Source organism: Pseudomonas sp. S3_G06 (assembly GCF_054667565.1).
Genome location: NZ_CP162738.1, coordinates 2,187,653 through 2,210,563 on the forward strand (window position 1 = coordinate 2,187,653; position 22,911 = coordinate 2,210,563).

Sequence of the window (22,911 nt, forward strand, 5' to 3'; positions counted from 1 at the left end):
TCTTGGGCGAGCAGGACTCAACGCGGCCGAATCGAGTAGCCATCGATAGGCTTTCGTGGCATATAGCTACTACATTCAGGGAGGAATGGTTTTAGCCATGCTGGCGCTGGGCAAACCCTCTCCCTGCCACGGGATCAGGATGGGAGCAGCGCTGTGTACCTTTCGGCTTTGAAAATCAAAAATTTCCGCCAGTTCGGCCATGACAATCATGCGTTGAACATCCAATTTAATGAAGGCGTGACTGCTCTCGTAGGTGAGAACGATGCGGGTAAAACTGCCGTCATCGATGCGATCCGGTACGTTTTGCAGACCCGGGATGCTGAGTACCTTCGATTGCAAATCGAGGACTTCCATATTGCCAGCGATGGCACTCAGGCGGAGACCATCACCCTAAGATGCACCCTGGAAGGCCTAAGCGTGGCGGAACTCGGCGCTTTCGCTGAGTACGTGACGTACACAGGTGGCGTGGGGCGACTGTACGTTCACTGGTCGGCTCGCCGCGTCGTTGCATCGGCCTCCACGCGCAAATGGGTCGATATCTCGGTTCGATCGGGTGAGAACGGGGAAGGCCCGGCTTTGGATGTGGGTGTACGCCAACTGTTAGCCACTGCATACCTGAAACCACTGCGGGACGCTGAGCGGGAAATGTCCCCTGGCCGCAATTCCAGGCTGTCCCAGGTATTGAGCAGTTTCCCTAATATTGATGCGGGCAACTCGTTCGATTCGGCGGCACTGCCGGTTCACCTCTCTGACGCAGAAGCTCTGAGCATTGCCGGCATGGGCGATCTCCTGCGCCACCTTGTGAACCGTCACGGTGCCATCGTCTCCGCTCAGAAGGAGATCAACGAAACTTACCTTCGCCCACTATCCCTCGCTGGCCAACCCCTCACGAGTAGCATCGGCTTTGGGGAAGCCGGGACTGATCCAGCCAAGCTCAAGCAGATCCTGGAGCGATTGGAACTGGGGCTTCTGGATTATGCCACTGGAAAGGCGCGAGGCATCTACGGGCTGGGATCAAACAACGTGTTGTTCATGGCCTGCGAATTACTGCTGCTCGGTAAGGAGCCCGACGGACTTCCGCTGCTCCTTATCGAAGAGCCAGAAGCCCACTTGCATCCACAACGTCAGCTCCAGTTGATGGAGTTTCTCGAAGCAGCGGCGAGACCTTCGGCAGGCTTGAGGCCGGTTCAGGTCATCCTCACCACCCATAGCCCCAACCTGAGCTCGAAAATACCGTTGCAGAATCTGGTGCTGATGCAACGGCAACAGGCCTTCTCGCTCGCACAGAGTCTAACCTGCCTGGCGCCTGATGATTATCGCTTCCTTAGCCGCTTCCTCGACGTCACCAAGGCAGGGCTGTTCTTCGCAAAGGGCTTGCTTGTCGTGGAAGGCGATGCGGAAGCAATCCTGCTGCCTTCGCTTGCTCGACGCTTGGGTAAGGATCTTACCAAGCACGGCGTATCGATCATCAATGTGGGCGGTGTAGGGCTGCGGCGCTACTCAAAAATCTTGCAACGCAAAGATCCTTCAAAAGGCGAGATCACCGTGCCTACGGCATGCATCACTGACATGGACGTGATGCCGGACTGCGCACCCGAGATTACGAGTCTGAAAGGGGTGAAGGGATCGGTCTGGCCAGACAAATCTGACCGGCGCTGGCGCGCTATGAAAGACTTTGGTAGCACACCGGCCGACCTTGAAAAAGGCCTCAAGGAGCATCGTGACAAGAAAACCGAGAGTGATGGGCAATGTGTGCGCACGTTCGTTGCCGACCACTGGACGCTCGAATACGACTTGGCGTTCCAAGGCCTTTCGAAGGAAGTCCATCATGCCGGATACCTGGCCATCAATGAGGAAAAAATCGATGAAAACAAGGAAACCAAGGACAGCCTGCTGAAAAAAGCAGACACGGCCTTCACTAAAATCCAGTCCACCCATACCACCGAGGAAGCTCGATGCTCCGCGATCTACAAGTTGTTTAAAAGGGCCTCCAAAGCGATCGCAGCACAGCACCTGATCGACCTGATTGACCAACGTTTCGAAGCTCGCACCCTGGATGCCATAACGCTGCGCGGGCTGCTGCCCACCTACGTTGTTCACGCGATCGAATATGCGACGGGGGGTTCAGCACTGGCCACGACCTCCAGTTCGGCTCACATCGTGACCGTGCCCACTGCACCGAATTCAGGATCGGCTGACCCGGTGGAGGAGGTCGCCAAATGACACTCAACCAACTGGTTGCCCCCATCACTGACGCCGATGTGGACTGGGTCATGGATCTGATGGGGCTTGAGGCGCTAGACGAGCCTCGTCGAGATTTTCTGAAGTCGATGGATACCGTTGATGTTGCGGCCTGTCCCGGGAGCGGTAAAACGACCTTGGTAGTGGCGAAGCTGGCGATTCTGGCACGCCATTGGAAGAGCCGTATGCAAGGAATCTGCGTGCTATCGCATACCAACGCGGCTCGAGAAGAGATTGAGAAACGGTTAGGCGGCACCGAGGTGGGGCAACGGCTGCTGCGTTTTCCTCACTACATCGACACCATCCATGGTTTCACCGTCAGATTCCTGGCCTCGCCATGGTTACGCTCGAAAGGGATTGCGTTGCAGGCCATTGACGATGAGGCCACGCATAAAGCACGTCGAAGGGAGCTGACGTACCGCGAGCACTTAGGTGCACAAGCCGCCTTCGAGAAGAAATTCAAAAGTATTCACAGCTTGCGGATCAGGTTTGCTGATTTCGACCACCCCCTCGGCGCTGAAGATATTGGTTTTGCCCCACACACGGCCACCTACAAGAGTTTGGTGAAATCGCTCAGTGGCGCAGCCAAGGCTGGCTACTTCTGCTTCGATGAGGTGTTCGTGCTGGGCCACGCCTTACTCGATCAGGAGGCGGGCGTGGGCGCTGCATTACGCGTGCGCTTCCCTTGCGTCTTGATCGATGAAATGCAGGACACCCAACCTGATCAAGCGGGCGTGCTTCAGCGTGTCTTTCCCCACGATGACCCAGACGTCCGAGTCATTCGCGTCGGCGATCCAAACCAGGAAATCTTCGAGAAGAAGACGCCACTGCAGGATCCGTTCCCTGATCCGGGCCGTCAGCTAGAGATCGCCAGCAGCTTCCGCTTTGATCAGGCCATTGCATCGATCGCCAACCCCTTTGCGTATGTCCCCATCACAAATGGTTTAGTAGGATTAAGGGCGCCGTGTACGCCAGACAGTGTCCCCAACACGATCATCGTCTTCCCTGACGAAGATGCGACCCGGGTATTGGATGAGTTCGCAAAACTGGTGCTTAAGCATCTGCCGACGGAATCCCGCAAAGCGGGTGTGTTTGCTGTCGGTGCGGTACACCGGCTTGAGAACTTCAAAGAGAACCAGTACCCAAAAGCCTTGGAGCATTACTGGCCATCCTATCGGTCTGATACGACCAAGACATCGTTCAAGCCTCGCACGTTCGCCGAAGGTGCACACATTGCTCGGCGTTATGCGATGCGAGAGCCTACAGCCGCTTCAGCCGTTGAGCTGCTGGCTTACTGCCTGGCCAATCTGAGCGTATTGGCGTTTCCTAATAGCCCGGTGCAACTGAGAGGCCGACACCACGCTTCAGTCGAAGAGATACTCACAACCAAACCTGAAGCGTTCGCTCAATACCGCGAGTGCATCCAGCAAATTCTGTTCGTGCCATCGGAGGTCACCGAGCATGATTGGATCAAGGTCATTTCACCCAAGCTCTTGCTGCTGGCAGCTGTTCTTCATGATGTTGAGGGCGTAGCAGTTGATCTCCAAGCCTATCTGTACCTCGCTTGGGAGCCTGCACCCGCAGCCACTGAAGCCGGAGAAAGCGGCGGATCACTGATAAACACTTACCGATTCCAGGAGGGCGCCGACGGCGTCGATATCCGGATGTCATCCATTCATTCGGAAAAGGGCAAAACCCATTCTGCGACGCTAATTCTGGAAACCTTCAGGAAGACCCACTTCATTCAAAAGCTCATGCCGTGGCTTGAGGGCCAAAAGGCCGCTGCCAAGAGGCCACCGGACAGTGCTAAGAAAGACATGATGCTGATGTACGTGGGGATGACTCGGCCGACTCACATGCTGTGCCTGGCCATACGTCAGAGTACCTTGGGGGAGGGCGCCACTGGAGAGAAGCGCAGGGCGGCGCTCAAAACAGCCGGATGGTCGATTTTGGAACTGACAGCTCTGGCTCCAGTGCCATAGCTACTCCGTTGCTCCCGTTACGCGAGGGGCAAAAACGCCTTTCGCTATGAATGACTGAGAGCAGGCCGGATCAAATAGAGAAATTTATTAACCCCTGAGTCGCGATTGCCCTTAATACAAACGGAAGGGCAATCGGGGGATCAGTCAGGCGTTGCCGCCAACCACTCTCACGAATTCATCCTTGGCATCCTTGTCGAACAGAAATACCCCATGCTTGTGGTGCTCAGTGAGATTGGGGCGGAGTGAACCAAATTACCTGATGATCCCGGCAGAAGGTATTGCGCGCACCTACATCCTCGTAATATTTATCCTCGTTGGTCATCTTGTAGATCAGGCTTAGCCTCTCGGATGACCGCACTTGCGCGATTTCACTCAGTTCATCTGTAGTGGTCAACTAATCCCGGACACGACTCAAAGGGATCGGTTGAACATGATAATCCAATTGCTCAAAAAAACTATGGCATATTGCCACTAATTGCTCGACTATGAAGCGCTCTCTTAACGTGACTATTCCTTACGCGGTGCAACTGTCTGAGTCGGAGATACAGTTTGTGGTTGTACTGAATAGGGTGCGAGGGAGGGAGGGGGAGTTGGTACCTCGTTTCTCAGGAAAGCAGCAGAAATTGCAGCACCTGAACTGACGAGTGCAGCGACCACTGGTACCCAGACTTTCCACCGTTCGGCCCGCGAGGCCTCCTTGTCGTGCAGTTCGACCGCAATTTCGATCAGTTTGTTAACCACAGATGGATGAAGGGGTTCCCTGATCCGCTTCTTGTTTTCTGGTGAATACACAAGAACATAACGTGATACCAGAGACACTCGATCGACGCCGGACTCCTTTAAACGTACTCTAAAGAGTTCCGGATGATTCTTCGCTACATCAATCCAAGATGTTGCTGAGACTGGAGCGTAGCAGAGCTCTTTTCTAAGTCCCTCTTCACTTCGACTAGTGTTGCGGTGATACGCGAGCACCTGGATGAGTGCAATAACCTCACCTAATCGCCCGCGTTTCAAATACGATGAAAGCTTCCGGCTCATGGTTGTCCCTAAATTACGATGCGTCGTTATATCCCGAAGAATGCTATTCGGCCAGGTGCGTCAGAAAAAGCTCCAACTTTCGCAGAAGCTCATCAAAGGTGATTATTTCAACATCCTTGTAGGAACATCTAAAAGTCTCAAACGAACGTAACAGCTTTGACACGACGGGGAGGGTTCCGGCGATTACCACACAACGGGTATTGTCCGGCCGAGAGTCTGCAAGAGCCTCATCATCACGATGAATCCCCCACGCCGTCTGTAGCGAGTGGCGTTGATACAACACCTGACTGACTGCCCCGCTTAACTCTGAGTCTGGGGCATGAACTCCGCCGCCACGGCGGTACTCTCTTTTCTGTACCAGAGGCGTCGAGGGCCTTTTGATCTCGACAATTGACAGAACCTGACCAGCGCCTCGAAAAAGATAGTCACCTATTTGGGCTCCTGTCCCTCTGATTCCACTGGGCTGAGCATGAAACTGACCGCTTACCAAGTGAACGGGCCCACAAAACAACATCGTCAGTATAAAAATATTCTGATCGAAGAATTTCTGCCATATGTTCTCGCTTAGTTCTTGAGCAAGCATGTCGCGGTATGAGTCGATCATTTGCTGCAGCGAGACCCGCTCGATATCCGCATGCAGTGCCATCAAGGTAAGTGGGTGCTCAACGGCCAGCGCCGGAAGATCCTCTCGCACTTTTACCACCGCACGCCGGCGAACCTCAGCTGCGTCCATAGGACGGTGCGATGGACCAATGCGGTCGAGCCCTGAAGTGAAGTCCAACTCGTTCGTGTTTTCAGACTCCGTTTCTATTTCTGAATTGCTAGGAGCGGGAATCCCCGTCATAACCATCTGCTGTATGCGGGTTGGCGACTGATCACCAGCATGACTGACATGTATTCGATAAAGTCGGGCGCCGTGTAAAAAAGGAGCTAACTCCAACGCAAGAACACGATCACCCACTTGCCATTTGTGTGGTGTTGACTGCACGAACAAAGTGCACGTTTGACCTATCATCAACGTCCGCTCTACCGCCGCAGCTCGCGCCTGCGGAAGTCCCACACGAGTACAAATGGAATGAATATCCAAGGGTACATCTAGCGCGCCTTGACCTGCGGCCTCACATAAGGCGGCGCTGACATCGCAATGTGGGGTGAGTAAATTAAAGGCGTGGAGTAATTCAACTTTCATTGTGTTCGTTAGTCATCTCGAGAAAACCGCGGATGTGCTGTCCCTTGTGCGTCCCATCTTCGCGAGGTGGAGGACCACCCTTCAGTACGGCACGTGACAGTAGCTGATTTTGTGCAACGCACGACGTTTCCGGAATCATGATGCAGTCAGGACAGGCGCCTCCCGCTGCGTCGCAAAGCCGACCAGAGTTGCAGCGATGGATTGAGGCATCTAGGAAACGTCTTAGGAATAGATTGTTTTCGTTCCGCCACAACGATGACAAATTACCCAAGTCCATCGTGGTTCCGTTTCGATAGACTACAAATGCGAGATCGAGAGGAAAGATGTACTCCCCCATGGACCCTAGATCCAATCCTGACAGCTCAGCCACGTTTTTCATAAGTGCATGTGCGTAGGTGTGCAAGAGGGTGTACACGTAGCGGTACGTGGTGGCATCCCCTTCTTTGAGAAGGGAGAAGTAGCGACCAAAAGGTTCTGCCACCTCCAGCAGCTTTCCGCCCAGTTTGACGGGGCTGCTGCTGTCCCACTGGGGCAAATCTGAAACCCCGATGGCCTGTAACCATTTATAAACAACCTCGGGGTCGAGGCGCACATAGAGTGCTTCGTTAGCTTGGGTCATGACATAAATAGGGCGTTTGCCATTATTCAACGGCTCAAAGAGCTTCAATCGAACGGGGACATCCTTGTTGCGCTTGTTCAATATCGGAGTGGCGGAAACACGCGTATACCCATGGGTGAATCGGCACAGGTCAAATTCGCGGATTAAACCCAGATCTGCCATGCCAAGCTTTTTCATCAAGTGCTGGGTTTCGGCTTCCTGTTTGGCCTTAGCGTTCGCCCCTTTTGGCGCTAGGTCATCATCAAGATGGTTGAAACGCACAAACTTAGCGCGCCCCCCGTCAGGCGGCGCGGAGAGTTTGCCTCTATTCAATGCCTCGTGCTCGACTGCCAGAACGAAGGGGTCGAAGCGGCTAGTGTATTCGCCGCGCGACGCAAGCTGCTGAGTTATGGCTAGAGGAAGATCGACTCGGGGAGGTATGAGTGGTGGGCTGCTGGTTGTCCATCTCGTGACCAGTTTTTTGAGCTCACTGTCCACTACCGCTTTAAGGGACCCATCTCCTGAAACTGCGCTTTCACGCATTAGACAAAGACTCTCGTACGTTTCCCATTCCCCGGTTTTACCCGCAGCCAGCAAAATGGCCTTCATTTCTGCTGGTGTGAGCTCAGCGCCACCAAATCTGAAGAGGGAACCTATGAAGGCGGCAAGTTGATCATCGTTCTGTGGCTCCAGCAGAGTGATCAACTGGTGCTCCGACTCTGGAAACAGAACAAACTGTTCCGACTGTGAATAGTATGCCGACGATGCTCTATACGAGATGGGTTCCATCCGTCGTTCGCCTAGACGGGAACTGGCTTGGTCGCGAAAAAGCTCTGTCGTAAATTTATCTTGCTGACGCCACTCATTTGCCCCTTTGTGCCCGCAAGAAGGTTTAGCACAGTAGAAGTGCCACTTACCGATTCGGGGCGAATCGGTGTTCAGTTTAAATTCATTACCTCCGCAAAGCTGGCATTCTTCACCGGAGAGTCTTGGCGTGTTGTTACGATCATCCCACTCCCAACGACCCGGAGTGACTGGCATCCACTCACCCGACCAATGTACGAAAACCACATCGACCTGCCGCCATTGGCAAGGCCCCTTGGCGTCCACTGATGTACACCGATTGTTTCGCAGTTGGTCCATGTTCTTGGCCATATCGCGAACGGATGTAAAACGTTTAAAAAGGCTGCATTTATTGCAAACGAAGGTCAGAGGTGCCGGTGCGTATTTCATCCGCAGCGGGCTCAAGAATGCCAAGCGATCGGCGCCCAGAGGCGACACAACGCCTCGATTAAGAATCGCTTCTTCGAGACATTGTTGTGGAACGACCGGACGGTCGGCAGTTCCCGCGGCAGACGCCCTTAAGAACCAGCTCTGCCAGATTTCATGCAGCCTCAAAATGATTTGCGATTTCGTGACGCTTTGAATAGGTGCATCATCAGTCGTTGCCGTAAGGTCCGGGATTGAAATACACGAACCCAGTCCACCTTCAAATGTGAAGAACGCGCCAGGGGCATACGCTGATCCAAGTTGACCACGAGATCGTGACATTGTCGGAGCAGTGAGTGTCCTGTCATCGTCATCAGCAGCAAGAAAGCCTTTACGAGTACCCATCTCAATCTCCCGTCCGCGCATCGTCTGCGCTGTCGTTATTTGCTACTCCGTGGCGTACGAAATCCATTACCGCCAAGACCTCATTGGAGAGTTGTACCTTGCCTTCGCTATCGCAATACGAGGCTTGAATGATGCCAGCCTGATCCACGTCTCGTAGCGATGTCATAGGTTTGGAGATCACTTCCGTTTGACTTTTGAAATAACCGTCCAGGAAACCGCTGCCCCACATATGGCTGCTCCAAACATTGACTAGTAGATCGCGAGTCCTCCGGTCAATACGTGCTCGGTAATATTCCTCTCCTTCGGGAGCGAAGGCGCCACGCAACCCCACAGCGAGCTCAATGAAATCGTTGATTTCGTTGATAAATGCTTCTCCGCGGAACCTGTATTCTTTACGAATGTTGGGAATAACACTGAAATCCGATGTTTTGGCTTTCTGATCTTCTGGTAGCTGAATCAACTCGCGACTTGGCACCACACCAACCAAATAAGCCTGAAGCAGGCTGGTGAATACACGCTCGATTGCGCGTTCTGCCCATCGGTCGATAGCCGCGGGCTGCACCATACGTTCAAGGAAGCGGTGGAAGATGTCGAACACATGAACTATGTGCCGATCACGACGACGCTGTGGCGTGGGTATCAAGACAACGAACCCAATGTGAGCACGACCCACGCGCGAGGACGCTTGAATGTACTCGGCAATGTCCGAAGGCATGCCTGCAAAAAACATAGAGTTGAACTCGTCGACGTCGACGCCGTGTGAAATGGCTGATGTCGCGATGACTGAGCGCAACTGATCTTGTAGCGGCGGAAAAGGATGCCCTGGATTTACGCGAAGTTGGGCAGTATCCACGACATTTTGAATTTCCCCTTGCTCCACCGAACCGGTGATCAGTCGAGTATCAAGCCCCCTCAGATCCATACCTTCATTGAGGTGTCGCTTGCGGGTTTCCTCCGCCTCCGCAGCCATAATCTGATCACCACCTTTTTTATTGGTGACGTAAGTCAAGGCTATGCGATGCAGGTCAATGAGAGTGGCCAGTTTTGATGCGCAGGCCTCACCTAATGCGTCCTTGTGCAGCGCCTCGAGAGCGCCTCGGGAGACGTGCTCCACGAGCAATTGGCGTGCAGATTGGAAAACTTCTGCGTCATTGCTCGTCAGGTCGTTGAACAGGCGGGTGACGTTGAAATGAAAGCTCGATAAAACCGCAACACTTGTCGTCGTATGCGGCTTTCCGTTGGTCATGAAGGCTGTGTAAACACGGGCTTGGCTGCTCGCCACTTCGATGTCCGGATGCGCTTGACGCTCTACATCCTCCGCTGGAGCGGGTACCGAATAAAATGATTCGTAAAGGGTTGGGCCCGGCTCGGGAAACTGTGTTGCCGGAATCGAGCGTTGGTACAAGTGCTCCAGCTGCCTCTCAGGAGCAGAGACGGTAGCGGACGCGGCGATCACCTTAGCCCGGCGCCTACGCCCTTGTTTATCTGTTGCGACCAAGCCGCTGAGTGGCTTGGACAGGTATTCAAAGACGGCATCGAGTGTGGATTCGAAGAGACCGGCGAAGGTGCCCAGCGATTCATCGAGTAGGTGTGCCTCGTCCTGGATGATAAGGCTGGGGAATGGATCGTGAAAAATGCGTTTTCCAGCCGAATAAGCAGGGTATATCCCCTCCATGCCTTTTGCGTCAGGCCCCGCAGCTAGCTCACGAGGTTCAGGAACGTACAACCGCCCGCTGACCGGATTGATCCAAGGCGCCGCTCCGAACATCGCGTAGATCCGCCGAATGGTTCGAGCTGAATGGCCAATGAGGGCCAGCTTATCGACGGTACCCAAAAGCACGGACGGTGCTAAATCGTAAATGTCTTCATCCACAATGTAGAACGGAAGGGGCCGCCAGTTACCACCGTTTGAATCGCATTGGATATCAGTGCATACGTGGCCCAGTATTTGGTCCCTGTTATCAACAAATAGCCGCAAAGCTGTTTCGCAATTACAGAAAGGGCATTTGGGCAGCTTGCGCCAGGCACGCATGGCAGTGTGATATTTGGCGTCGTTTTTCCGAAGGGCTCGCTCAGCCGCTAGGAATGGAGGTGCAGACGAAATGTTTGGGATGCTCTTCACCCCCTTAGTATTGTGACGGTTAGGAGAGCCGCCGCTGCCGACCCAGAATCCTATGGACAATGGGTTACCACCGTAGCCATGACGATTTCGGACACGCTCAGCATGTGCCAGTACTCGTGCGCACCGCTGGGCCTGTTGGATTGTTAGCAATCGCAACGGGTAGCGAATGAGCGCAGTGACCCCTAACTGCTTACCACGAAGCCGATCAAGCATAAGGTTAAAGGTCAGCAGCCCGAAAAAAGCTTCAGATTTGCCGCCGCCGGTCGCGAAGTAAAGGAGGGTGACAGCGTCGTCTCTGGCTTCGTTATAGAGGTGCGAATACTCCGGAATTCGCGAAGCCAAAGCAGGAACATTCGCAATGATGAAAGCAAGCTGAAACAAGCGCCACTCATTGTCGTCCTGGCCAAAACGGGCCTGCATGAAGTTCGCCATTGTCTCGTTAGTGGCTAGCCAAGCTTCATAAACAATTGCTTTTGGGTCAGTCTGCGGGCCTCGCTCGCGCCAAGCCGCACGAGATTCCCTCAAGCAATTCAGGCCGGCAGCGATAGTCGCCATCTCTGTGGTCCATTTTCGGATGTCGTGGCGAAACGCCTCTTCCTCGCGTGCAATTCCGGCTACGTCGCAAGCGGATAGGCCATCGGCAGGCGACACTTGCTCGGGTAAATTGTTAAGCCATGTTTGCATGGCTGGCACCAGCGCCTCCAACCCATCAAGTCCATCTGGTTGGGCCAAGGCACGTATTTTTCGCACGACACCAGCAGCGCTCGTGGGAGTGATTCGCGGCTGGATGTAACGAGGCGTCCACGTAGTCTCTAGAGTCCGAATCGCAGGGTCGGATTGTAGTTGCACAACTCCGCAGTTGTGCCCCATGGCTGGATGTGTCAGGTACTTGTTATAGCGATAGGAAGGGTCAATTCGCTCGAGTTTCAACGGATGGTGAAGCGCAGCCGGAAGCTGTATTTGTAGAGAAACGAGGAAGATAGCTTCGTCCGTCTCGTCTACATGCTGAGTCGGCATACTGCTGACGTTTTCAATTGCGAGAAAGAAATTTCGTTTGGAAGGATCGAGCCAGTCTGTATGCAGCTCGAGATCCCAATCTAAGTGAATCTGCGGCAATGTTATTGGTAGCTGAGACGTGCGCGCACTCTGGAGAAATTCCGCCCAATTCGAGTATTGACTGGCGGGTATGCTCAACTGGTGCCGATACCCCCACGCCTTACCACCAGAGTCCAGATCATCGCTTTCAGCCCAATCCTGCAGCCGCTTGTTCACGGCCTCATTCATACGCAAGGACTGGTTGTCGATGTCTTGCTGAAGAGCTTCAATGGATTTCGCGGTATCGAGTTCCAGTGGTGGTAGCTCCACATCCAATCGCAACCATTTGTGTGGGACCGCCAATGGCTCGAAGTGCTCGTCTTTGATAGGAAGAGCCTCGCGTGAGTTGACGAGCGCTCCCTCCCTCGTGCTATCACTAAGTTCTTCCATTTCAGCTGAAGAAAAATCCTCGGCTTCGGCCGAATCGTGAGAAAAATCCGAGGTCAGCAGATCTCTCGGGATGCCTTTCGCTGCGTAGATTTCCTCAACAATCGTCGACCGGATTGCCGTCCACCCGGGATGCTTATATTTCGAGCTATAAGTGCCTTTGGCTTTCTCCCACGCTTCTTCCAGCCGACGGTTACGTTCAGCCCGAATCTCGTCAACCACAGCCCGGCGCAACATAAAGACAGGACGACAGTTTGGCCTTTTGAGATCCTCTTCACGGGGAAGCACGCGCACGTAGACACATAGCCTCGGGAATACCGTTATCACTGAAGACGCGAGGGCATTGAGTTGCATCTGGACCCCGTGCGACGAAATCCAGATAGGCGATGTCACTTCATCGTCACCGGATTGGTTGCGCTGGGGCAGCAAAAAACCAGAATTTAACAACGTTCTTGGACGAGCTCCGAAGAGATATTGCCCTGTGGAACCTTGGCCGCTGATTTGTGCATACGTCAGATTCAGAAGGCTATCGACGACCGCCTCCTTGAGGGTAGAGGAGATCTTTGCCGGATGGTCACGAAGCGTGGGTTGGCTCATTGCAGCGTTTCCTTAGAAAGTCCGACAAACTCGACGGAGGCAATGCTTTCACGCGCCTTGTCGAAAAGCTGATTCAAAGTCGTTCGCTTGATACTCGAGTTGGCCATAACGGATTCGGGCTGCAGGAGCATGTACGCATAGATGTCGGCGACATGGCGACCATCTAGCCGACGCGAGTTACGTACAGCCGTGATGACGCGCTGCCACTGGTAAGCAGCTTCCAACGGAGACAGTCCGAGCACCGTTGCAAATGCCTTGAAAGTCTCCTCGCGCTGTGGCGCCTGTGGCCGAAGCTGCTCGAACGGGGTGTCGAGTGAGCGTCCTAAATCAATCCACTGGCGCATCGCCTGAGCCCCGGGAAGTTTGGTTTCCAGAAGAGGGTCAAGCTCAAGCATCTGCTCTCGTATTACGCGTACCTTGTCAGAAAGTGAGCCCTGCGCGAATCGCTTAGCGAGGCATTTCTGGATCTGCTCGTGATAACTTCTCAAGGCAGTTTCGAACGTCTTATCCGATTGAATAGGTACGCCCGCTTCACGGAGTACTTGCTCGACCATCTCGCGCAGCTCAGCTGACATGATAAAAACCTTATCACCCACCTCCAGGGAGCCGACTTGGCAAGTCCGAAAGCCTACATCTGCTGCCCGCGGCGAAGCCGGGTCGTAGACGTACATTTCCGATTTCTCATGGCGGAACAGCGTCACGTTGCTGTCAAGTCGGATAACCCAAGATTCGGTTCCATCACCATGCCCCTCAGAGGAAACATTGGATGACAACTCGACACGAAAGGTAGGTAGCACATAGTCGCTAGTGGAAAGGACAGAAGCGTCTTCCGGGAGATCTTTCAGTTTCCTCAAAATGGATTCCATCCGAGGTTTAAAAGATCTGAATTCGGGCATCAGCTCGACGATAGGCTTGAGCGTGGCCCGTAGAAACTGCCCGGCTCGCTGGGTTAGCAAAACCACCGTATGGGAAGGAACACGATCATCGGTCAGCAATAGACGAAGGCAGTCCTCGTTTAATCCAGCACAAACCAGTGTCGAGCCTTGCAGCTCATCAAGGCGTTCTTCGAGGTGAGCGGCACACAACAGTTGTACGCGCCCTTGAAAGGAGTCATATATCAGCCCATCGGGATACTGGTCGTACTCCGCGAGGAAGCGTTCGGCGAGGCGCAGATACAGCGCACTGGTAAACACGATGGCAACCTTACGCTTTGAGCTCTTTGCAGCGTTGGAAACAAGCTCTGCCAACTTATGCGCGAAAGGCGTTGCCTCGTGATAATTGCAGAATAGTTGTGAGCTACGCTGAAGACATTCAAAAAGGGCTGGCCCCTGGTCTCCAACGCCAACGGTACGCTCGAACTCCTGCACGTTACCCAGGTGGTTGAGCCAATCGAAAGCGGCGCGTGTCCGCTGCGACACTTCAATACTTGCCAGATAGTCGGACATATGCCTGACGCCGCAGGGGAGGGCTGCAAGACGAGAAAGGTACGACGCTGCGTCGATTAGTGGTTTGGCAGACTCTTTGCCCCCAGGTGCAGCATTGGCGATACGTACCAGCTTGGTAGCTGATTTGGCCGTATCCGCATCAACGATAAAAACATTGAGTTCCCGCGGAGCGGGATGCAGGGTTTCCTGAGCCAATGGCGCCAATAATCCCGCTCCACCGACAGTACTCGGAACACCCAAAATTTTGAATTCGTGGGGCGTGTGCCATTGACTTGAAGGGTTCCGCTTGCGGTTCTGCTCCCAGAGTTCCTCCTTGATTCTGAAAGCAGCATGGGGCTCATCAGTGATTACAATAACGCCAGGGGGGCGACCTTGAAATACGTCCTCCAGCATTATGCAGAAGCGCGCCAGTTGCTTTTTCCAGCTTTTGGCCTCCATACGAATTGCTCGGGTAGCCTGGACTAGAACGACCTCCGGTGAGCCAAACCGAGCCAGATCTCTGCAGGCGCGTCGAAGCTCGGTCTCTGACATCCGTCCATCAAGTGCAAAGAGGGCATCTGGTGCTGTACGCGGATCACCGATGACTGCGCAGTTCAATTTTAAAGCAGTCGCGAGTTTCCTTCTGAGTTTGGCTCGGATAAGCGCCAAAAGGTGCTCGTCGCAAGATTGCCAACGGTCAAAATCTGGCGTCGCCAAAAAGTGAGGCAGCAGCTCACCAACTGTCGGATTGAATGGGTCGTCTAGGTTTTGAGGAAAATTACTGTCGGATAGGGAAAAGTAAAAGGCGTCTTTGTCTCCCATGGAGCGAGTCACACTTGCGTTGGCTTCGGCGCTTACCTCAAGCAAGTTGTGAGCGATTCGAAGAATGCTTGTCCGATCGAAATGGACGTGATTCAGACCATAAAAGGCATTGCTCTTCACTGGAAAAAGCAAGCCGCGAACTCCTTGTTTGTCGCCCTGATGCCAGCGTACCAACGTAGCCAACGCGTGTACCAGAGGCAGGGTTTTGGGCGCCGCGGGCCATGCCATCACGATGTGTCGTGATCGGTGCTCGGCAGCATGCAGATAAAGATCTGCCAGAGCTAAAAGCGTTGAGGAGGGCGCGCTCGGCTGCAAACTGCCATCTCGGTACATCGCGATGAGAGCTTCATGTGCACGAGGTACGATGCTAGGAGCGGGCGTTTCTACCGGGACGGTTTGAACCGTTTTACGCGCATGGGTCTTCAGTGCAGGTTTTGCATGGGCGAGAGGTTTTCGTGCCGCGAACAGCTGCGCAAGTTCCTCGCGCCGTCGCTGTTGCGCTTCCATTAAGTCGTTGAGCTTCTTCCGTGATGCCATGTGCCCTGCTTAAGTCGATTGATTTCAGCGTTTAGGCAGCATAAGCGAAAGGTCTACTGCTTTTCCAATGCCTTTCGAGCAGCATTTGCCATGTCTAAGCCTTGTTCGAGGTAGATCCTGAGCCGGCCAGGATCAGGCAGTCGGAGTTGGTTGAGCTCGAACACTGATACGTTGGTCGCTCCAGAGATACAGCGGAAGTACCGATCTACGGTCGGCGTCCCAAGCAACTGCACCAACTGAGCAGGTGTCAATGCAGGTTCAGGGGCTATCTGTTCAAGAATCACGGTGTGGTTTTCACCAACGAATCCGCCATAGGTCTCTATGAGCTGTGTCGGAACAGTTGCGGCAACTAATCGTCGCGGTTGCTCGTTGGATGTCACGCGTTGCAGTAAGACGCTGGGGCGGCGAATGATGGAACGATGGTCTTTTGCCCCCATATTTACAAAACAGCCTTCTTTGTTCGCTTTAGCCGCACCGTTAAAGCGCAAGGAACCGTTAGGTGCAATGTCGCTGGACCAAAGCAGCGGAACCACCGTGTCGCCACGCGCGCCGACAGCCGTTTTCGTCGAGGCGTAGGTTGTGCGTGTGTCGCGGTTCCACACAAACGCGCCGATACGGGGCGCATAACCGTAGTCCACTAAGCCAGCCTTCGATTTTGCTGCGCTTTTAAGCAGTGCGATGTCGCTCTCCAACCGGGGGATTGGCCACGCGGCCCCCATGTTGGGCAAGATGCATAGACCCACGTCAATGTAACTACCGTCTTTTGAAACTAACGACACCTTCGCTTCGGTGCTTGGCGCATGCCCTGTTTTTTCTCGCCGCGCTAACGTCAATGCGGTCTCCTGTTGGACATCCATAAAGACGCCAATACGGTCACCAACCATACCAATACCGAGCAACGTGGTTTGCGTCATCATGTAACTTCTCAGCCTGGAGAAGTTCTGACCAGACAAAAAGCTAGTCGGGGTGACCAGTGCGCAGATGCCACCCGTAGCGAGAAGTTTGATGCACAAGGCAATAAAGAGGGCATACAGATTCGGCTGGCCTTGAACAACGTCTTCAAACTCGTGGACGTACTGACTGACTTCCTCAGCGCGCATCTTTCTAAATGGAGGATTGCATACCACCACATCGAGCTTTTCCCACAGGTGCTTGGTTTGTAGAAGCGAGTCGCCCTGGTAGACCTGAAACACGGGGTAGGTGTCAGTCGCGACAACCTCGTCATGGAGCGCCATCAGCAGGAAGTGCTTTGACAATTCACATAAGGCGGCATCTTGGTCAAATCCCAAAATTCGCTCTTGAATGTGGCTCACTATCTGTTGGGCGCTTGCACCATGTCGGCGAAGCAAATCACGCATGCGCATAGCGATAGGTGCCAAAAACGCAGCGCCGCCACACGCGGGGTCACAAAAACTGCGATTGGAAAAATCGACGCCCTGGGCTGACAGGTCGTCAAGCAAGCGCCTCGTTAGCGATGGCGGAGTAAAGAACATCGCCTGCTGCTTTCTGCGCTCGCTTCCCAACAGTTGCGCGTACGCCGAGGAGAACCAGTAGGTCGACTCGATGAAGTCAAGCTTGCTTACAAACGCCACGAACGCGCACACGGCAGGCTCGTTCAAGAGGAGGGTTGCTACGGGTAGACCGGACTGTGGCAATCCCGGAAAACAGTTACTGCACCATTTTGCTAATGCGCTGCCCAGGATCAAGTCCGGCTCTAGCTTCGCCTTTTGCATCACCACACGCATGTCGCGGACTAGGCTGTGAAAGTGAGTTTTAGTAGGGAGAGTCATAGGTGGCACAGGCCTGGTACGCATTTATAGCGCGGAGCGAACAACAATGTGTGAAGGGGCGGGCCGTACATCATTCCTCTCCTTGGAATAGGATAAGTAGCTTGCTTATCGAACAGTGGCATTTTGTCAGGTCATCTATCCCAGATCTACAGAACAAGCTTTATGAGTCAGCTTTGGATTCTTAAGCACTCTGAGTTTTAGAACCTTAGAGGAGCAATCAGCGTGCGCAAATTCTTCAAGAAGAGAGGAGCCGCACTTTTTGCTCAGAGGGAAAATTTCGGGGGGAGAATTCGTTGACGCCTTGATTCAGCCGGTTTTCTCATCACTTCTCTCAAGCGCTGAGCGGATCCTTCAAGCTCCGAGGGTGACGCGAGGCTAAGAGCAAGCATCAACGCATCGCGACGTTTCCGCTTCCCCTCTAAAATTTCACTGAGGCTGCTTTCTGACTGAATAGGTTGCTTCATGGTTGCGGATTCCGCCTTCAGTTCAGTTGGGATATTAGCACAAGCTAGTCGCCCCTTAGTCCTCAGATAACCCTTCGATTTCGGTTGATAGCTCCGCTCGGATACGGGAAAACAGCTTCTCAAGGGAAGTCGGCTGATCCTGAAGCAGATAACAGCCTACGAGTATGGTCAGCGGATGAACGTCCAATACCGATGCCAGTTCGTCTACCTTCTCAATCGTAGGGCTCTTCAGACCGCGCTCTAAGGTGCTGAGATAGGTCCGACTACTCACGTCGGAGAAATCTTCTTGGGAAAGCTTCCTTTCCGATCTCAGCTTTTTCAGGGCCGCACCAAATGCCTGTTTCAGTTCCATATTGCCGACCTCGCAAAAGGAACGATGAAGCCTTCGCGAGCTCTATAGAGCTACAATCTATAGTGTTCACTTTTGGGGTGGAGCTATGTTCATCACTCACAAACCAGCAGAGATTTTCCTCGGCGCATACCTGGGTGATGACTCTACCCAGTACTGGCAGTACGTTGAGCAGACCACTCATTGTCCCTGGTTTTACGTCAGAGTAGGGCGACAACAAGGCGGTGAAGCGTTGACTAGTATGGTTATGCTTGCCAGCGTTTCAGCGCTTGAGAAGCTACTTAACGAACAGGGAGCAGGCATCTGGCTGTTGGATGTGCAGTTGGTTTCACCGGCTTATCTGAACGGAAGTGACGGGTGGAAGATGGAGAGGCTGTTAGAGGTGCGCGAAATGGTGGATAACACCAGTGAGGAGGCGGCCTACGTGTATAGCCTGGAGGGAGGGCATACCTACACTGAGGCCTTGGGGTCCAGCACATCCGATTTGCAAAATCCTCGTATCATTTTTTCGGCTACACCGGCATCTCGGCAAGCATGAGACCAACACGCTCGAACGGTTAACGGCATCTTCGACGCGCTAGCGATTAGGCAATCTAGCCTGCCCGCCGAGTCAGTTGGCGGCGTTGGCAACCTTTCTGCCACTTACCGTTTCCGCAACGGAGTCAGTATGTTTTCGACATCCAATCCTTTCAGCAGACAGTTGTGCGCAATTGCCGACAGTGCTTCAAAGAGCTGGTCTCGCTGCTTTATCAAGTCGGCATTCTCCGCCTGCAGATTAGCAATACGTTCTTCGAGGCTTCTTCGGCGGCGGGCACCGTCTGGATCTCTCCCACTCTCCTTGAGTTGTGCGATACGGGCGGACTCGATTCGCATCCCACGGTCCCCCACTAAGGTAGCTCGGCTAGTCAGACCCAATCGACGCTGCACTTCGGGGCGCGAAATAGGCGCGTTCTCTAGTCCTAAGCTAATCATTTGGGCGAGGAGGGCGTCGATCGCCTCATCCAAGGTCCCGCCTCTCAAGGTCTGTCGATGAGCCATGGTCGCCTCTAATCATCTGAAACAGAGCTGTGCCGTTTGTCCGTGTCCGCAATCGTCATTGGATGCCCATTCGGAAATACGCGTTGCACACCTACATTGGTATCGCGTGCGAGGACGGATTTTAAATTGTTGAGCTTGTCTTCCTGGTCCATCAGCCATACATCGCTACCTGCCTCTCCGGCGCCGGCATCGCGCATGATGGTGATTGCCGTCGTCAAATTCTCGGCTTGTTTCTCAAGGTTGGCGCGCTCGGATGGAGTGCCCATCAGATGGAGATGCGAGCAGCCGTTCCAGCACTGAAGATGCTTAGGGCAGGGCGCTTGGGAGAAATCGTGAATGCAACCTCCGAAGGGTGTTACGTGTAGCGCCGTGGCGTGTACGGTGAGGAATGCTTCTGCAGTTGTCGTGCCTTTATCTGACAGCAACGCATGGTAACTGTCGGTTAACGCGCCCTGAATGCGTTTATCTCTTATGCCTGTATGCAGAAAATCGATGCGCTCGTGATGGCTATTGAACGCCAAGAACTCGTGATGCGCAGCAGTGTTTTCCTCAATGCTTGTGTGTTGGTAGTAGACATTCTGGTCGAGGCGTTTTCGCCCTAAGGCCAATGCTTGCTGAACATCACTCATACCGGTCAGATGATAAATAGTGTTTCGCCAGTGTCGAGGTTGGTGGCTAGTCAGTCGAATAGGCGCGCCGTTAGATTCTGTTAATGATCGGCGTGAAAAAATGGATGGATATTTTTCATCGTTCCCCAACGCGCGGTTAATGTCCAAGAGTGTCACTCGACGCGGGATTACTCGAAACACATTTGCTTCCCGCCCACCGAGGCGGAATTGACCATCAAACGCGATGGCTAATGTTTCGCTGGTTTTTAGGACAACACATAGTTTGCCTCCAACATTTTCAGTAAGCGCTGCATGATCGCGAAGTTTGGGAACAAGAAAACGCTCAATATCGCCAGCCAAGTATCTGCGTTTGATCGCCTTCCCTCGATCCTTGATCTGGTCGCAGGGATGAATTTCGTTTCGTAAAAAGTACATGTATAGATTTCTAGCGGTGTCTCGGCCCTGGCTAAATCCGAGCCAACGCAGAACTTCATTCTCTGACATTGCAGTCTGCGGAGAGTAATCCCAGAGACGGCCAGGATGGGTCTCTTGCCACCTCGCGATTCCCCGTTGCTCTTGCGTCAGCACCCTCAATCGTTCGACCGCACGCCTGGCTAAAGGAACGTCGCTTTCTGCGAACCAATGAACACGGGATTGAAACTGCTTTTCCGCAAAGTACCTGATCCCGCATTCGACCAGAGGTCTGCCATTGGCATCTACAACCACCTCACCTGTCGCCCCTTTGATCGGTCTCTCGACCCAACAGTCATAGGGAATTACTGCTACCTCATTACCACGTTGCCCAGTCGCAATTAATAAATCGATAACACGCAGCAAGATTTCTTCGCTCTCACTTATCGGGTTGTTTGAACATAAGGCATAAGCTTCCATAGCCTCGCGAGAAGGCAACCTATCATCAGATTTACGTTGTTTTACCGCACGATCTGGATCGTGCAATGAAATGTAATCGTGTCGGCGTTTTTCTGGTTTTGCATCATGCTCAAAGTGTATGGCGATCTCGGTTAATTGCAAACTATCAATCGTATCCGCTACTACTTGAAGATGAGAGATCGCGTCGTAGAGATTCTTGTAACCACTTTCGCGGAGAAATCCCACGACGCGATCAAAATCGCCTCGCGTCAACTGTGTGGGGTCGGATACGCCGCGCTCAAACAAGGGATTGTAAAGCCGGCGTACGGCAATATTATATGCAGCCGCCATCGAAAACTTCAGATTCCGGGTGCGTTGCAAATACACAATCAAGGCTTTGCTAAAATCTTGGAAAGTGAAGGGGAGTGGTCCTTTAGGCGGGGCGGAATAGCCTGTCTTCTCGAGAGCTTGTCGATGCGTTTCGAATGTAAGAGCATGTTGGTTATCCCGTTGTGGTAACCAACTTCCGACGTCCCATACCGGTGACGCCCACGGCGTTGAAATTGGCAACGACTGAAAAATCTTTTGTTCCTGTGCAATGAAGCCTTCGAGGCTCTGCCTTGACCTAGACAGCGTCATCTGCGGCATCCTCCGTGTGCAGCCGGCAGCGTTCGATCGTAGCGCTTACTGCCAGGATGGTTGTCTGATGTTGGGCGAGGGGCCGGTTGTGAATGAGGTCCCCGGCTTGTTCTGCCATGTCAATGAACCGTTGCGCTTCCCGTTGCAACGCCTCTTTCACCTGCTCATGGCGGCCGTCAGCAAAGGGGTGAAATTTCTTGCAGGTGTAGCAGGCGTAGACGGGATTGTAGGGGCAGTGGGTATGAACTGGGAGGGCGCAGGCACCAATGTCCCCGATGTATTGCGTATCGATAACGCCGCGGATGGCTCTTTCCGGCACAGTATCGCGGCGTTGGACGATTTCCCCAGTTAATAAGCTGCGCATGATGCGTTGATAGGCCGGGCTCTTACCCAGTGCTTTTTCTTTGATGCGGGCAATGTTGGGGGTTGCCGTCACGTAAGCACGCGCCGCAACCGTGCTGTTGTGCCCGAGCAGTTCGGCAATCATGTCTGCCGGAGTTCCTTGGTCCGCCAAACCTTGCCCGAGGTGATGACGCAACAACATGGTTACCTGGTTGGGCTTGTTTATCCCAGCTTTACATAGCTCGTGTTTGAGGCTTACACCGATTTCGGTTACAGACATGCGTCTTCCGTTAGGACTTACTAACAAGGGCTCGCAGTCGCCGCCAAAGCGGCGTCGCATTTCCGCAACATGCTGCGAGATTTTCTCCCCCAGCCGGGTTGTTATTTTGCGGGGCCGTCGCTCAGGTCTGCGTTGACCAACCTTTTTGGCCATGGGTAGCCAGAGGGTGTAGTACCTTTCATGATCAGCGCTTTCGATGAACTCAAAATCCGCAATGTCAAGCGAATGGAATTGAATCGAACGCGGGCCTAATTCGAAACTTAAGTGGAGCATCATGTTGAGCTGAGCTTCACTCCAGTCTTTGGTCTGGATATCGCGCTCAATTCGCTGCAGTAGCCTGATCTCTTCATCAGGTGCTAAACCGGACTGTGATAGAAATATACGTTCGTACGGATCAAGGCGGCTCGTCTTGATTTCTTTAAGTGCTAGATATGTTTCTTTGTCAAAGCCCAATACTCCTCGATTAAGGCCCCAGCGATAAAACGTTCTAAAAAAAATAGTGCTTTCGCGAAATTGCGCCCAAGTACTTATGGTCGTGACCACCTCTAGCCGCGTCCAAGGAAACTTGGCTGAGATATCGCTCTCAGCTAGTCGCCCGAACACTCCGGATGCTTTGAATGCCGTTACCGGTGCATACTTTTCCAGTGCATAGGCCACGAACGCTTTGGCGATTTGCATAAGGTTAGGATTCAGGTGGAGCGCAGCCCAATCTATCTTCATAGCCGTTCCGCCGTCGTACCACGTCCAAACGCTCAATCGAGTATCGACGTACCTTGGCTGGTCATTAGTGCGAGTTCGAATCGCAACCTGAGCCGGGCCCTCGAACACGTAGGCCGGAAAAGAGGAGGAGGGTGAAGCGTGTTCTTGATCGGCTGAATTGGTCAC

At 53.4% G+C, this 22,911-nt stretch carries 11 protein-coding genes; 3 read left to right on the forward strand and 8 right to left on the reverse strand.

From position 1 onward, the window contains the following. The first annotated feature begins 153 nt into the window (after positions 1–153). Both AB4N47_RS09895 and AB4N47_RS09900 read left to right on the forward strand, forming a co-directional pair. The gene (locus AB4N47_RS09895; protein ID WP_460154488.1) at positions 154–2,223 is read left to right on the forward strand and encodes an ATP-dependent nuclease; all 2,070 of its coding nucleotides are present in this window, start codon (positions 154–156) and stop codon (positions 2,221–2,223) included. Further along, the gene (locus AB4N47_RS09900) at positions 2,220–4,223 is read left to right on the forward strand and encodes a UvrD-helicase domain-containing protein (protein ID WP_460154489.1); all 2,004 of its coding nucleotides are present in this window, start codon (positions 2,220–2,222) and stop codon (positions 4,221–4,223) included. Before AB4N47_RS09895 ends, AB4N47_RS09900 begins: the two co-directional genes overlap by 4 nt. Positions 4,224–5,304: 1,081 nt before the next feature. On the opposite strand, the gene AB4N47_RS09905 is transcribed toward AB4N47_RS09900, so the two are convergent. From AB4N47_RS09905 to AB4N47_RS09930, 6 genes are all read right to left on the reverse strand, one after another. Beyond that, positions 5,305–6,450, reverse strand: coding sequence for a Shedu immune nuclease family protein (locus tag AB4N47_RS09905; RefSeq protein ID WP_198719737.1), 1,146 nt, complete (start codon positions 6,448–6,450; stop codon positions 5,305–5,307). After that, positions 6,440–8,662: a hypothetical protein gene (locus tag AB4N47_RS09910; protein ID WP_330512574.1), complete on the reverse strand. Its 2,223-nt coding sequence runs from the start codon at positions 8,660–8,662 to the stop codon at positions 6,440–6,442. Before AB4N47_RS09910 ends, AB4N47_RS09905 begins: the two co-directional genes overlap by 11 nt. Position 8,663: 1 nt before the next feature. Beyond that, the gene (locus AB4N47_RS09915; RefSeq protein WP_460154490.1) at positions 8,664–12,863 is read right to left on the reverse strand and encodes a DEAD/DEAH box helicase; all 4,200 of its coding nucleotides are present in this window, start codon (positions 12,861–12,863) and stop codon (positions 8,664–8,666) included. Further along, positions 12,860–15,646: a hypothetical protein gene (locus AB4N47_RS09920; protein WP_460154491.1), complete on the reverse strand. Its 2,787-nt coding sequence runs from the start codon at positions 15,644–15,646 to the stop codon at positions 12,860–12,862. The genes AB4N47_RS09915 and AB4N47_RS09920 overlap by 4 nt, the downstream gene beginning before the upstream one ends. A gap of 53 nt (positions 15,647–15,699) precedes the next feature. Continuing rightward, positions 15,700–17,391 (reverse strand): HsdM family class I SAM-dependent methyltransferase, encoded by a 1,692-nt coding sequence (locus tag AB4N47_RS09925; protein WP_198719733.1) that lies wholly within the window; start codon positions 17,389–17,391, stop codon positions 15,700–15,702. A gap of 564 nt (positions 17,392–17,955) precedes the next feature. Further along, positions 17,956–18,252 (reverse strand): helix-turn-helix domain-containing protein, encoded by a 297-nt coding sequence (locus AB4N47_RS09930; RefSeq protein ID WP_046036377.1) that lies wholly within the window; start codon positions 18,250–18,252, stop codon positions 17,956–17,958. Positions 18,253–18,337: 85 nt separating this feature from the next. Between AB4N47_RS09930 and AB4N47_RS09935 the strand changes: the two genes are divergently transcribed. After that, positions 18,338–18,787, forward strand: coding sequence for a hypothetical protein (locus AB4N47_RS09935; protein WP_198719732.1), 450 nt, complete (start codon positions 18,338–18,340; stop codon positions 18,785–18,787). A gap of 508 nt (positions 18,788–19,295) precedes the next feature. On the opposite strand, the gene AB4N47_RS09940 is transcribed toward AB4N47_RS09935, so the two are convergent. Beyond that, positions 19,296–21,404 carry a hypothetical protein gene (locus AB4N47_RS09940; protein ID WP_460154492.1) on the reverse strand — a complete coding sequence of 703 codons (2,109 nt, stop codon included), beginning with the start codon at positions 21,402–21,404 and terminating at the stop codon, positions 19,296–19,298. Beyond that, positions 21,391–22,911: a tyrosine-type recombinase/integrase gene (locus AB4N47_RS09945; RefSeq protein WP_460154493.1), complete on the reverse strand. Its 1,521-nt coding sequence runs from the start codon at positions 22,909–22,911 to the stop codon at positions 21,391–21,393. Before AB4N47_RS09945 ends, AB4N47_RS09940 begins: the two co-directional genes overlap by 14 nt.

What these genes read in the sequence shown, in the direction of transcription:
- AB4N47_RS09900 (WP_460154489.1), top strand. Translation starts at nt 2,220, where the DNA reads ATGACACTCAACCAACTGGTTGCCCCCATCACTGACGCCGATGTGGAC.
- AB4N47_RS09905 (WP_198719737.1), bottom strand. Translation starts at nt 6,450, where the DNA reads ATGAAAGTTGAATTACTCCACGCCTTTAATTTACTCACCCCACATTGC.
- AB4N47_RS09910 (WP_330512574.1), bottom strand. Translation starts at nt 8,662, where the DNA reads ATGGGTACTCGTAAAGGCTTTCTTGCTGCTGATGACGATGACAGGACA.
- AB4N47_RS09915 (WP_460154490.1), bottom strand. Translation starts at nt 12,863, where the DNA reads ATGAGCCAACCCACGCTTCGTGACCATCCGGCAAAGATCTCCTCTACC.
- AB4N47_RS09920 (WP_460154491.1), bottom strand. Translation starts at nt 15,646, where the DNA reads ATGGCATCACGGAAGAAGCTCAACGACTTAATGGAAGCGCAACAGCGA.
- AB4N47_RS09925 (WP_198719733.1), bottom strand. Translation starts at nt 17,391, where the DNA reads ATGCGTGTGGTGATGCAAAAGGCGAAGCTAGAGCCGGACTTGATCCTG.
- AB4N47_RS09930 (WP_046036377.1), bottom strand. Translation starts at nt 18,252, where the DNA reads ATGGAACTGAAACAGGCATTTGGTGCGGCCCTGAAAAAGCTGAGATCG.
- AB4N47_RS09935 (WP_198719732.1), top strand. Translation starts at nt 18,338, where the DNA reads ATGTTCATCACTCACAAACCAGCAGAGATTTTCCTCGGCGCATACCTG.
- AB4N47_RS09940 (WP_460154492.1), bottom strand. Translation starts at nt 21,404, where the DNA reads ATGACGCTGTCTAGGTCAAGGCAGAGCCTCGAAGGCTTCATTGCACAG.